General features: G+C 62.5%; 7 protein-coding genes. 4 read left to right on the top strand and 3 right to left on the bottom strand.

The window, feature by feature from the left end; translation table 11 throughout:
• Positions 1-31 precede the first annotated feature (31 nt).
• A complete protein-coding gene (locus HX875_RS00035) occupies positions 32-1,906 on the bottom strand; it encodes a putative bifunctional diguanylate cyclase/phosphodiesterase (protein WP_177040658.1) in 1,875 nt (624 codons plus the stop codon).
• 258 nt (positions 1,907-2,164) lie between these two features.
• On the opposite strand from HX875_RS00035, the gene HX875_RS00030 reads away from it, so the two are divergent.
• Both HX875_RS00030 and HX875_RS00025 read left to right on the top strand, forming a co-directional pair.
• Positions 2,165-3,511 (top strand): HD domain-containing phosphohydrolase, encoded by a 1,347-nt coding sequence (locus tag HX875_RS00030; RefSeq protein ID WP_177040656.1) that lies wholly within the window; start codon positions 2,165-2,167, stop codon positions 3,509-3,511.
• A gap of 47 nt (positions 3,512-3,558) precedes the next feature.
• Positions 3,559-3,969: an NUDIX hydrolase gene (locus HX875_RS00025; RefSeq protein WP_177040654.1), complete on the top strand. Its 411-nt coding sequence runs from the start codon at positions 3,559-3,561 to the stop codon at positions 3,967-3,969.
• A 184-nt stretch (positions 3,970-4,153) separates the two neighbouring features.
• Here HX875_RS00025 and metR read toward each other — a convergent pair whose 3' ends face one another.
• Both metR and HX875_RS00015 read right to left on the bottom strand, forming a co-directional pair.
• The gene (gene metR / locus HX875_RS00020; RefSeq protein ID WP_017480097.1) at positions 4,154-5,071 is read right to left on the bottom strand and encodes a transcriptional regulator MetR; all 918 of its coding nucleotides are present in this window, start codon (positions 5,069-5,071) and stop codon (positions 4,154-4,156) included.
• 372 nt (positions 5,072-5,443) lie between these two features.
• A complete protein-coding gene (locus HX875_RS00015) occupies positions 5,444-11,047 on the bottom strand; it encodes a dermonecrotic toxin domain-containing protein (protein WP_177040653.1) in 5,604 nt (1,867 codons plus the stop codon).
• Between the two features lie 194 nt (positions 11,048-11,241).
• Here HX875_RS00015 and HX875_RS00010 point away from each other — a divergent pair, with 194 nt between their 5' ends.
• On the top strand, positions 11,242-12,261 hold the full coding sequence (locus HX875_RS00010; protein ID WP_177040651.1) for an alpha/beta fold hydrolase: 1,020 nt from the start codon (positions 11,242-11,244) through the stop codon (positions 12,259-12,261).
• A 62-nt stretch (positions 12,262-12,323) separates the two neighbouring features.
• Complete coding sequence (locus HX875_RS00005) at positions 12,324-12,980, top strand: DsbA family oxidoreductase (protein ID WP_177040649.1); 657 nt, start codon at positions 12,324-12,326, stop codon at positions 12,978-12,980.
• The last annotated feature ends 200 nt before the right edge of the window (positions 12,981-13,180 follow it).

Raw genomic sequence — 13,180 nt, 5'->3', positions numbered from 1 at the left:
CGCTCAAGCGATTATTCCTTGGGGCAGAAGGTTATTGGCCAGGCATCAGGGGGCGCCGCCCGGCTTGCATCAACAGGGCAAATTCATCGGCGGCCACGGCCTTGCTGAACAGGTAGCCCTGGCCTTCTTCACACTGGTGGGCCTTGAGGAAATCCAGCTGCTCAACTGTTTCCACGCCTTCGGCAATGATGTTCAGGTCCAGGCTCTTACCCAGGCTGATGATTGCGCTGATCAGTTGCGCGTCCTGAGGGTTTTTACTCAAGCCGCGAATGAACGACTGGTCGATTTTCAGCACATCAATGGGAAACCGCCGCAGGTAGCTGAGGCTGGAGTAGCCGGTGCCGAAATCATCCACTGCCAGGCGCACACCCATGGTCTTGATGGCCCGCAGGGTGGTCAGGGTGTCCTCGACGTTTTGCATCAGCACGCTTTCGGTAATCTCAAGCTCCAGCAAGCCTGGGGCCAGGCTGGTGCGTTCGAGGATGGCCGCCAGGTTGGGGACAAAATCCCGCTGGCGAAAGTCGATGGCCGAGATGTTCACTGAAATGCAGATCGGGTCCAGGCCGGCGGCCTGCCAGGCTTGCGCTTGTTCGCAGGCCTGGCCCAGCACCCATTGGCTCAGGGGCACGATCAGGCCGCTGTCTTCGGCCACCGGGATAAAAGCCGAGGGGTAGACCCAGCCATGATCGGGCTGGTGCCAGCGAATCAGGGCTTCCGCGCCGACGATCTGCCCGGTGTTCAAATCCAGTTTGGGCTGGTAGTGCAAGACAAACTCATTGCGCTGCAGGGCCAGCCGAATCGCGGTCTCCAGGCTTTGTTGTTCCTGGGCGCGCAGGTTCATGTCATCGATGAAAAAGCTGAAGTCATTCGGGCCATGGTCCTTGGCGGCGTGCATGGCGGTTTCGGCTTTCTTGATCAATTCCACGGCGCTTTGGCTGTCGTCGGGGTAGATGCTGATACCCAGGCTGGCGGTAACGCTCAGGTCGTGGCCGGCGACGTAGCGGGTGTGGCTGACGGCCTTTAGGACTTTTTCGGCAATGTGCTGGGTTTGCTGGGGATGATGAACGTCGTTGAGGATCAGTACGAACTCGTCGGAGCCGTAGCGAAACACCGAGTCCGACTCGCGCACCGTCGCCACCAGGCTTTGGCTGACTTGTTTGAGCACTTCATCGCCCACCGGATGGCCCAGGGCATTGTTGATGCGCTTGAAGCGGTCGAGGCCGATAAACATCACGGCCAACTGGGTGTCATGACGCCGGCACACAGCGATGGCCTGGGTCAGGCGGTCTCCCAGCAGGGTGCTGTTGGGCAGCTCGGTGAGGGCGTCGTATTGCAGCAGGTGCGAGACCTTGAGCAGTTCCTGCACCCGTTCCTCCACCGTGCGCTCCAGGCCCATCAGCTTGAGCGCGGCATCTTGTGCCAGCTGCCATTTCCAGGTCAGGGCGCTGGCCATCTGGCGGATTTCCAGGTTGTCGAAGGGCTTTTTCAGGATCAGCAGTTGGTCGTCGTATTTCAGGCGCGCTTCGATGGCTTCGAAGGAATAGTCGGAGTAGGCCGTGCACAAGGCGATTTGCAGGTGGGGGTCGATGGCCCATAGCTGCTCGATGGTCTCCAGGCCGTCCCAGCCCGGGGGCATGCGCATGTCGATAAATACCAGGGCGTAGGGCGTGTTGGCGGCCAGGGCCTTGGTCACCAGCGCCAGCGCTTCCTGGCCCTGGTAGGCCGAGTCCAGCAGGAATGTCTGGCGCAGGGCCGGGGCGGTGCCGAACAGGGTCTCTTCAATGCTGTCCAGGGACTGGCCGCCGTTGGGGTCGGCTTCGAGGATCTTGCGGAAATCTTCGTGGATCGACGCGGTGTCGTCGACGATCAGGATCCGCCGATTGGCCCTTGCGGAGCGCGGGTTCACGAGCGGTTCCGGGTCGCGCTCAACTGCATATTCTGGCGCATGTGGCTTCCTTACCTTAAGTACATCGGTAAACAGGGGCGGTCATGGGCTTCTTGCCACAAGCATAGTTGGCTCCCTTGAATAAGTCGGCCGGTTGGCGTCAAATCAACGCCAGTTACCCCCGCATTCATCTAGCGCTCAATGCACCTGCAAGTACAGCGATTGATCACGACGGGGGCGCAATGGTGCAATTTTGTGTCATTGAGAGGAGGTGTCGCCATGGATGAGCAACTTGCTACGACTGCCCCCTACACCCCCACGATTTTGCTGGTCGATGACGAAGAGTCGATCCTCAACAGCCTGCGCCGTTTGCTGCGGGGCCAACCCTATGAGGTGTTGCTGGCCGGCAGCGGCGCCCAGGCCCTGCAGATCATGGCCGCCCGGCCCATCGACCTGGTCATGACCGACGCCCGCATGCCGGCCATGGACGGCGCGATGCTCCTGGCCGAAACCCACCGGCTGTACCCGGCCACCACGCGCATCCTGCTGACCGGCTACGCCGACATGAGCATGATGATCAAGGCGATCAACGAAGGGCAGATCCACCGCTACATCAGCAAACCCTGGAACGATGAGGAAATGCTCCTGACCTTGCGTCAGTCCCTGGAGCATCAGCATTCCGAGCGCGAACGGCTGCGCCTTGAACAGCTGACCCGCGAGCAGAACGACCAGCTGAAAGCCCTCAATGCGACCCTGGAAAAACGCGTAGTGGCGCGCACCTCCGAGTTGCAGCAGACCGCCGACATGCTCGACCTGGCCTACGACGAGCTCAAGCGCAGCTACGTGACCGGCACCGAGGTGTTTTCGCTGCTGGCCAACCTGCGGTTGCCCAAGGAAAAACAGACCAACCGCCAATTGATCGAACTGATCCGCGTGTACTGCAAGTTCCAGCCCATGGATGAAGCCAGCGCCCGGGACCTGACCATGGCCGCCGCCCTCTACAACATCGGCAAGCTGAGCTGGAGCGACAGCATGATGGTGTCGCCCGCTGACCTGCTGCACAGCACCGACCGCGAACGCTACCGGGCGTATCCAACCCAGAGCGAATCGTTGCTGATGACCCTGGAGCCGATGAAAGATGCCGCGCGCCTGATCCGCCATCACCAGGAACGCTGGGACGGCACCGGCTTTCCCGACCATCTCAAGGGCGAGGCGATTCCGTTCGGCGCGCGCCTGTTGAAGCTGGCGGTGGACTTCATCGAACTGCAGCGCGGCCTGATCCTGGAGCGGCAAATGAACAGTGACGAAGCGCTGCTCTATATCCGCAAATACGCCGGGCGCCTTTACGACCCGGACATGGTGGAAGACTTCGTCCACGCCTGCGCGGCGTTCCTCAGCGACGTGACCCTGGGCGACCCGACGGTGAAAGTCCTGACCACCCGCGAACTGGCCGAAGGCATGGTGTTGGCGCGCAACCTCAATGCCGACAACGGCATGTTGCTGCTCAACGCCGGCAAGGTGTTGAACCTGCCGCTGGTGGACAAGCTGATCGCGTTCGAGACGATGGAAGGGGCCAGGTACAGCGTGTTCATCAAGGCGCCGGAAGAGACGGTACTTTTGGGTTGAGGCCGGTTCATGGGATCCTTGCGCCTTTGCATTCAAGGCGACCCTTTATGACCTCCACCATTCGCATCGCCGCCGCCCTGCTGATCGGCAGCGACGGCCAGACCCTGCTGGTGCGCAAGCGCGGCACCCAGGCCTTCATGCAGCCAGGCGGCAAGATCGATGCCGGCGAGCAACCTGCCGAGGCCCTGGCCCGTGAGCTGCACGAAGAGTTGGGCCTGCGCATTGACCCGGCAGCGGCGGTGTACCTGGGCCAATTCTCGGCCCCGGCGGCGAATGAGCCAGGGTTTGTGGTGCAGGCCGAGTTGTTCCAGGTACACATTGACGTGCCGGTGACACCGGCCGCCGAGATTGAAGAAGTGCGCTGGATCGACCCGGCCGGTGACGGCGACTTGCACCTGGCGCCCCTGACCCGGGACTTGATCCTGCCGTTCTATCGCGCCTCGCTGATCACTGCCTGACTTGTGGTGAGGAGGCTTGCTGTGGTGAGGGGGCTTGCTGTGATGAGGGAGCTTGCTGTGGCGAGGGAGCTTGCTCCCGCTGGGCTGCGCAGCAGACCCAAAAATCTCGGGGCCGCTTCGCGCCCCAGCGGGAGCAAGCTCCCTCGCCACAGCAAGCTCCCTCGCCACAGGTACCCGCTGTTCATCAGCGTACGGCGCTGACCCCATCCAGGGTCGAAAACGAGGTGTCCTTGGCCGTCAGCAAAAAGTCGCGCATGTACGGCGCGTCCAGCATGTCGGCGCGGATGCCGGCGTACAGCGTGGCAAACAGGCCTTTCTCCCCCAGCCGCTTGGCCTTCACGTAACCCCGTGAGCTGTATTCATGCAGCGCCCAATGAGGCATGCCACACACGCCGCGACCGCTGGCCACCAACTGCATCATCATCACCGTCAGTTCCGAGGTGCGCACCTGGGCCGGCTCAACGTCGGCGGGTTCCAGGAAGCGGGTGAAGATGTCCAGGCGATCCCGCTCCACCGGGTAGGTGATCAGGGTTTCGCTGATCAGGTCTTCGGGCACGATGTACGGCTTGTTCGCCAGCGGGTGCTGGTTGGCCACCGCCAGCATGGCCTCGTAGGTGAACAGCGGCACATAGGTGATGCCCGGCAGCTCCAGCGGGTCGGAGGTCACTACCAGGTCCAGGTCGCCCCGGGCCAGGGCCGGCAACGGTGCGAAGGCGAAACCGGAGGCCAGGTCTAGCTCGACTTCCGGCCACGCATCGCGGAACTGGTCGATGGTGGGCATCAGCCACTGGAAGCAACTGTGGCACTCGATAGCCATGTGCAAGCGCCCGGCGGTGCCGCCCGCCAGGCGTGCGATGTCACGTTCGGCGCCGCGCAGCAGCGGCAGGGTGGCGTCCGCCAGTTGCAGCAGGCGCAGGCCGGCGCTGGTGAAGCGCAGCGGCTTGGTCTTGCGCACGAACAGCTGCATGCCCAGGCGTTCTTCCAGCTCCTTGAACTGGTGCGAGAGCGCGGATTGGGTCAGGTGCAGGCGCTCGGCGGCTTCCACCAGGCTGTCGGCTTCGCGCAGGGCGTGCAGGGTCTTGAGATGACGGATTTCGAGCACGGATTCTCCATGAGCATAACTTGTGACAAATTCGGATCGGGTGAGTTTGTCTCATGTTGCCCTGGCTGTCGACCGCGCTGAGGCGATCACGCCGCCAGGATCGGTGGCGTGATGTCCGTTGGTTCAGAGCTGGGAGAAGTGTTTGAGGAACAGCGACCGGCTGATATCGCCGCGCCAGATCGGTGTATGGGCGGCCTGTTGTTTTTGCCATTCCAGGTCCAATTGCTCCCTGAGCAGGCGCGTGACCAGGCCCGGGGTGTCTGGTGTCCATCAGTCATGGTGAGTGTTCCTCGCCAAAGAGGAGCGGAGTGCTCCTCTTTGGCGGCCAGTACACCCGAGTACGCAGCGCGTTAAGTGGTATTCCTGTGTCGTTTAGAGCGCTTCGAAATGCTTCACCGCAAAGGCTTTGCCGATATCGCCGCGCCAGATCCTGAGGTTGCTCCACAGCGCCCCCTGTTCCTGCTGTGACAACTGCCATTGCAGGCCCTTCTTGCGCTGGCGGCCGAGCTTCAGGTGCGCCTTGATAAAACTGTCAAAGGCCGATGCCCGGGCATCATAGTGAAAGTGTGCGTACCACAAAGGGACGGGCGGATTTTTTGTCAGGTCGTTGATCACATATTCCTGCAGGAAATCTGCGCCACCGTCCAGGCGGTTGGGCCGGGACTCACGGCTTCCCAGCTTCTGGATGTCTATTTTGCCTACGGTCTTGAGGTCGTCCAGATAGCCTTCGGTGGGTTGCTGGCTGGTGAGGGACCGTTCGGTGCGCAGGTCCCGGCCACGGGTTTGCAATCCCATGGCTTGCTCGCGCAGTTTCGCGATGAGCGGGTCCCGGGAACCCAGGTTTTCCAGATGCCTGGCACGCTGTACCAGGCCGTCCGCTTCGCTGGCCATCATGTGTTCCAGGTTGACCGGTTCCATGTTCCTGTAGCTATGGACCTTGGCTTCATACGCCGGCAGGTCGCCGAGCCGGCCCCGGGCTTCCTCCAGGACCACGGCCACATTGGCGGGCGCAGCGGGGGGCGCCGGCCTGGACGGGCCGGGGGCATCGACCCGGCGGTATTTCTGGCTTTGCCCGACCTGATCCCAGGTTTCCCTACGCCCCTCACCGACGAGGCGAATGTAGCGCCGTTGCGACACGTCTGGGCGTACCTCTTCAGTGCCCACCAACAGTTCGTCGCCTTCGCTGTTGAACGTCTTGTGGGGCCGGTCAGCGGCCTGTTCCGTGCTGGTCTTGCGCCGGGCCTTGAGTGCCCGGGCACTGAGGGTTTCGAGATTGTCCCGCAGCGGTTGCACCTGGTGTGGATCAAAAAGCTCGGGGTAATTGATGCTCCAGCTGTTGAAGTTTTGACGGGCTTCCTCGTAAGTCGCGCTGCAATAATTCAGGACGCGGTTACGCTCGACGCGACTGATACCGCGTCGAGGCAGTTCCATATGGGTGACCAAGGTATTGTTGAGTTTTACATGCAGCTCGCCTACCTGTTCGTGCAGGTAAAACCAACTGAGGGTATGGGGTACATCCAGGTACCTGGCGCTTTGCAGATGCAGGCTGGTGCGGGTGATCAGCAAGCGCAGTTCGGAGAAGTTTTCCATGATGACGTTCGCCGCCTCCACCGAACCGGCGGGCAGGGGGGTGGGCGCGACACGCGGGCGCCAGAGGCGTATGTCATTGATGCTGGCTTCGATGATGGTGTACTCGGCAAGAATCTTGCCCCGGCTTTCGGTGATCTCACGGGCCAGCCTCGAATGTTCGGTGCCGGGGTGGTCGCGATTGATCTGCCTGTTCAGGTCGTCGAGGTGCCGGGTGAGGTGGCTCAATCGATGGCCGGCCAACTGGGCGCGCTGCAACGCTCGTTCGGTGATCACCAGGGCTGCGGTATTTTTGTCACGGTTGAGGGTGGCCAACAGGCCGCCGCCCGGAAGTTGGGTCGCGTTGTCTGCCAGTTGATAAGTCTGCTTGGCCAGCTCGATATCGGCGAATAACTGTACGTCGATATCTTGACTGAGGGGGAAGCGCTCTGCCGGTGTGTGGCTTGACCAGGCGTCGGTGTAACGGCTGAGTTCAGTATTGCTGGCTTTGCTCTGGCGGAGCAGGTCGTCCAGGGCGACGGCGATTTCGTTGAGCTGGATCTGACGCCGTGACAGGGTACGTGTCATCTCCTGGGGCAGTTGTGCTTCCACCGCGGCGGGCGGTGCGCCGGCCCGGCGTCGGGGGATGCGGCGGCTGCCACCGGGCAAACCGCCGGCGACGAGGCGCCCATAAAGAATGCCGTGGGATTGCCACTCACTGGCTTCATCCAGGGCGATCGGTTGTCTGTAAAGGCGGTTGCGGTTGCCCTTCAGGCGCCAGGTGTCGTAGGTGCTGTCAAAGGTGACCTCAAGGATCTGCCCCTGGCGGACAATGAACTCACCACGTGCATGCCGATAGACCTGGCGATACTTTCCGGACGTCGGTGCGTGCAGGCCTTCGAGGGACAGCGGTTGGTCATAGGCATAGCCCTCGAAGTCCGAACGCCGGGATGGTTTTTTTGCGGGCCCGCCAGAGCGCCAGAACGCGCCCTTGTCCAGCCTCCTCGACAGCTGGTGCCGGCGCATCAACCCACGCGCGGCTTTGCCCACCTGTGTCGAAGCGCCGGCTATCTGCGCAGCATCCATGGTGGCGAATAACAGTGCCTCAAACGCTGAGGCCAGGTCATCGATACCCTGCCCGATGTCCCCCCGCAGGAAGGCTTTCACGGCAGCGTGCAGGTTGGCGCGTGCGTCATACAGGGAAATGGCCGTGCCCACGAACGGCAGGCAATTGAGGGCGACTTTGATCCAATGGAACAGCATGCGGTTTTGCAGGGCGTAGCGCTCTACGGCCAGGTCGAAGTTGGAGCGGGAGGTGTTGCGATGGGCCTCGATCAGCCGAGCCATCCGGGAGTCAAGCTCGTGCGCTGCCAGTGAGGTCGTGGACGGCCAGGGCGAGCCCACGCCGATCAGCCCGTCGTACCGGCTTTGATAGGCCTTCCGGATGCGTGCGGCATGGGCAATCACATCGCCTTTCAAGGTACGGCCTGCCAGGTAGTCCACGCCGCTGTCCTGGGCACACAGCGCAAACAGCAGGGCACGTGCCTGGTCGAGGCTGTCGGCCCGGAGCAGGTTGCGGTGGTCGGGGGCATCCGGCAGATACACCAGGGTCACACCGCTGTTTTTCTCCTGGATAAAGGTGACGCCGACCAAGGCCGTCGGGCGTTGATTGGTGTCGGCGCCGCCCACCGCGAGCCCGGCGGGGAGCAGGACGATCTGTTTGCGATCGACCTCCCAGGCCTGTGGGGTATCGGCGTCAATGGCCACCTTCAGGGTGTGCAGTTCGTTGTCATTGATATGGCCTTGCAGATGGGCGCGGGTGGCGTGCAGTTGCAGGGTGAGGCGCAGTGGTTCGATCAGGCATTCACGCTGATATTCGCGATCGAACCGGGACTGCTCGGGGCTACCGTTGAACGCCCGGAGAATCTGGATCTCATACTGTTGCGCCAGGTCCAGCTCGGAAACCACTCGGGCCAGATAGGCGCCGGTGATTCCGTTTTTCAGTGCGTCGTACTCGCGCTGATCGTCGGCCGTGACCTCCAGGCGCATAAAGCTCAGGCGTGCGCCCATGGAATCGCCGATGTTCGACAGTGCGAGGGTTTCAAGGGAGAGCTTGCTGCGTATCGCGCTGGGGACGTTGAGCATCCTGACGGGCGTTCCCGGTGCGGCCCCGGGAATGACGTCGCGAATGGCCCTGACTGAGTCAGGCAGGTCGAGCACGACCGTGAAGTTCTTTTTGAGTGAGAAATCCCGGCGCAGGCGGGCTTCTATTTGCTGTCGGGCGAAGGCCTCGCGCTGGGGCAGCGAGCGCTCGAGCAGTGCCTGGGCGCGCTGCGCCGCGGGCAGGTAGGCCTGCACCAAGTATTTGAACAGTGTGCGCTGTGGGTCGTTCAGGGTCTGTAGCCACTGGGGTAAATGCTCGGCCAGATGGCTGCTGTTGTTTTGCTCGATGATCTGCTCGAACGCTGCATCGCGGGCTTGATGCTCGGGCACGCACAATTGGCCGGCGACCTCCAGGCGCAGCCTTTGCAACGCGCCGTCCCGTGATTGTGCATCGGCCTGTTCGGCGCGGATTCGCGCGGCCTGTTCTTCGAAGTCGGTCTGTTGGCTTTGCAGGCTGTACTCGAACGGGTCCGAGGTCACCTCGTCCAGGCGCAGCGCCAGGTGAGGGTCGCCAGCCTGGATGCCGAACAGGTACTGCTCCAGGGCCCGGCGCGAGTCGAAACGCTGCAGGGCACCGCCCCGTCCGGGCCAGTAGAGCAACAGGCTGTCGGCATCGGTGCCCGCCCCCCGCAGGGCTGCGCGGCGGGCGATCAGCACGGGGCCCTTGAGGACCTTTTCGGTAATCAGGGTGCTGCTGCCATTGTGTCGCCTGACCGCCAGCGTCAGCCGGGCTGCGCCCACATCTGCCGTGCGGTCCTCCAGTTCCGGGTCCTCCAGCAGGGCCAGGAGGCCGTTCAGTTCGTCGTCGCCGAGTTGCCCAAGGCTGCGCTGGAGCAAGGCTTCGGCCCGCAGCCCGGCGTTTCGTGCGCGGTAGAGTGCCGTGTAGTGGGTGTCCAGGCTGGCGGTGTCGTAGACCCGGCGCGCAAGCAGCGCCACGGCAGCATCGCTGGCCGCGGATTGGGCGTTGTGGAGCTGTTTCAGGTGCTGCGTCAATTGCACCAGCGGTGGGTGGCGGTGGTCACCCTGGTAATCCTCACCCAGCAGCGTTTCGATGGCTTGGTGCTGGTGGTCGATCATGGCCTGGCGCGTGGCGGGAGGAATGTCGGCGTACAGCCAGCCAAATTGCGCGGTGGTCTTGAGGGCGTCCATATCAGGCGGTTGTTCGCTCACCTCGGGAGGCGCGGCCAACAATGGGACGCGGCTGAGCTGCTCATCGAACGCGAGTGCATTGTCCAGGGTGTGGATCGCGTGTTCGCTGATGTCGTGGTGGTGGGAGAGGTGGCTCAGCACGCTTAAGAACTGGTGGTTGGCGAGGTCGGACAGGCGTTGGGCGATGCCCGTTTGCAATGGTTGGCGGGTGGCGATGTAGTCGATCATCGCGCGTGGCAAGGCCCTGTCGACCTGGAACACGGCTTGCTGGTTATCGATCAGCCAACGCTCCAGGTGAGTGCGTCGATGGAACAGTTGGACCGCTGGCTGCCAGGCCGGCAGGTAGAGTAACTGGGGAACCGGGTCCTCGCCGTCGAGGGTAATGATCCAGGCGCCCGGTAATGCTATCGGCACCTGGCCGGGGTGTTTGAGGGCCACCTGTTCGGTGTGGATCCGGCGCCCGTCGATCAACGTGCCGACGGGGGCTGTAGGGTCCATGAGGGTTTGCACAGCGTTGAGCAGCGGCGGCGCCAGGCCGTCGACAGCCTCGATGTGATGGGTCGCCGCTTCTAGGTGCTGGCCATACAACTGGGCCGCGCGCTCATGGCGCGAGACCCCGCTGCCGGGCGCGCGAGCCTGCCAATAGGCATCCCAGCGTTGTTGCATAAAGGGCTTGAGTGCCAGCGCCTTGCAGCGTTCAAACAGCTCGATGGCCGACAGCGATGCGAACCGGTGTTGCGCAGGCATTCGGCTGATCCGGCAGGCTGGAAATTGCGCCGGGGACAGTTGCGGGTTTTGCAGGACAAACCCGCAGGCCTGGCTCAGGCTGCACTGGCGAGTGCTGCGCTGTTGGGTGGGGGGGAAAATGACGCCGACCTGATCACCGTCCAGATTCCAGGCGTGCCGCAACAGCTCGCGGATGGCGGTGGCCGCACGAGGCGCCAGGGCGATGAGGGTGTGCAGTAACTGCTGGCTTTGCTGGCCCCGGCGAGTGGCGTCCCACAGCAGGGTTTCGTCCACCGGGCGGGCCAGCGTTCGCGCCGTGATATCAAACGGGGTGATCTTCACATCCGGCAGGTTGTCGGGGGTATCGCTCATGTCTGTCTCTCTCAAGGCCCCGATACGGCTCGGGAATCGGGCTATTGAATGAGATACGGCAGAGCGGCGTGGGCTAGATGGATACCGCGACCGCCTGGCGACATTCATCAAACTGTCACTGAACTGTGGCAGCGCGCTTGAACAAACTTCATCAGACTCGCGCTCTACTGGGGTTCTGCGTTTCGGTGTTTTTCATGCGCGTTTTGTTTTTAATGGCCGCTTTATTATTCGGCCTGCCGTCTTTTGCGGCTTCTCGATGTGATGTCAATGTCCCGACTCAAACGGTCGACCTGGCCCAGGTGAGCATCGCCTACCAGAGTATCGGTCGTGAGTCCGATCCGGCCTTGCTGCTGGTGATGGGCCTGGGCGGGCAGTTGATTCACTGGCCCGACGAAGTGGTCGTCGCCCTGTGCCAGCAAGGCTTTCGGGTGATTCGTTATGACAACCGCGATGTCGGCCTGTCGACCTGGCGCCAGGCGCCTGCCAGCGCCAACCTGACCTTCGAGGTGCTGCGCTACAAACTCGGTCTGCCGGTGGCGGCGCCCTACACCCTGACGGACATGGCCGACGACGCTCTGGGGCTGATGGATGGTTTGCACATCCAGCAATTCCACGTGCTGGGCGCGAGCATGGGCGGGATGATCGCCCAGCACCTGGCGGCCATGGCGCCGCAACGGGTGGAAAGCCTGACCCTGATCATGACCAGCTCCGGCGCCGAAGGCCTGCCGGCACCGAGTGCAGCGCTGGTGCAACTGTTGTCACGGCGCAGCGCGCCCAATCGTGAAGTGGCCCTGGAGCAACAGGCCGACCTGCTGGCGGCGCTGGGCAGCCCCTACGTGAAGGATGATCGCAAGGTGCTGCTGCAACAGGCGGCGCAGTCTTACGACCGGGCGTTCAACCCGGATGGGGTAAAGCGCCAGATCATGGCGATCCTTGCCGAGCCGAGCCGGGTGCCGTTGCTCAATCAACTGCGTGTGCCAACGCTGGTGGTGCATGGCACTGCCGACCCGCTGTTGCCGGTGATGCACGGCGTGCACCTGGCGGCGCATATCCAGGGCAGCCAGTTGCGGCTGATTCCGGGCCTGGCCCATCGTTTCCAGGAGGCGTTCAAGGCGCCGTTGCTGGCGGCGGTGTTGCCGTACCTGCAAGCCCATCGCGAGGATGCGGCGCATTGGGCGCAGATCGACCCAGTGGCGCCTTCCAAGGTTTTGTAAGGGCTTGGCGGGGTGTATCGTGGTGCCTTTCCGGCGTTTAAAGCCAGCGAGGTTGCCTAGTCATGAGTACTCCCCTGAAAATCGATTTCGTCAGCGACGTGTCCTGCCCCTGGTGCATCATCGGCCTGCGCGGCTTGACCGAGGCTCTGGATCAGTTGGGGCCGGAGGTGCAGGCCGAGATTCATTTCCAGCCTTTTGAGTTGAACCCGAATATGGGGCCTGAAGGTCAGAACATTACTGAGCACATCACTGAGAAATACGGCTCCACTGCGGAGCAATCCCAGGCTAACCGGGCGCGGATTCGTGATATGGGGGCGGAGTTGGGGTTTGCGTTTCGTACCGATGGGCAGAGCCGGATCTACAACACGTTTGATGCGCATCGCCTGTTGCATTGGGCCGGGCTTGAGGGGTTGCAGTACAACCTCAAGGAGTCGCTGTTCAAGGCGTACTTTACTGACCAGCAGAATCCGTCTGATCACGCGACTTTAGCGACGATTGCCGAAGGGGTTGGGCTGGATCGTCAGCGGGCTGAGGAGATTCTGGCTTCGGATGAATATGCGGCTGAGGTTCGTGAGCAGGAGCAGTTGTGGGTGTCTCGCGGGGTGAGTTCTGTGCCGACCATTGTGTTTAATGATCAATATGCGGTGAGTGGCGGGCAGCCGGCTGAGGCGTTTGTCGGGGCGATTCGGCAGATTATCAGTGAGGCTTCCAAGGGGTGATTGGTGTACATGTCCGTTATTTAGGTAACGGCGGCCTATGGTTCCGCTCTTACAGCGGGTCACTTTTGAAAAGCGCAAAAGTAACCAAAACGCTCTGCCCCGCCTGTCGGCACCTCGCCTAGGCTCGGTGTTCCCTCACTCCGGCATTGCTCCGCGGGCCGCCGCGACGGGGCGTCCCTGCCCCGTCGCGGCTAAACCGG

The sequence above is a fragment of the Pseudomonas yamanorum genome (assembly GCF_013386765.1).
GTDB lineage: Bacteria > Pseudomonadota > Gammaproteobacteria > Pseudomonadales > Pseudomonadaceae > Aquipseudomonas > Aquipseudomonas yamanorum_A.
The sequence above is the reverse complement of the archived record's forward strand: the minus strand, read 5'-3'. Positions and strand labels throughout refer to the sequence as shown.

Coding starts and splice junctions, on each gene's coding strand:
- HX875_RS00030 (WP_177040656.1), top strand. CDS start 2,165: ATGGATGAGCAACTTGCTACGACTGCCCCCTACACCCCCACGATTTTG.
- HX875_RS00025 (WP_177040654.1), top strand. CDS start 3,559: ATGACCTCCACCATTCGCATCGCCGCCGCCCTGCTGATCGGCAGCGAC.
- HX875_RS00015 (WP_177040653.1), bottom strand. CDS start 11,047: ATGAGCGATACCCCCGACAACCTGCCGGATGTGAAGATCACCCCGTTT.
- HX875_RS00010 (WP_177040651.1), top strand. CDS start 11,242: ATGCGCGTTTTGTTTTTAATGGCCGCTTTATTATTCGGCCTGCCGTCT.
- HX875_RS00005 (WP_177040649.1), top strand. CDS start 12,324: ATGAGTACTCCCCTGAAAATCGATTTCGTCAGCGACGTGTCCTGCCCC.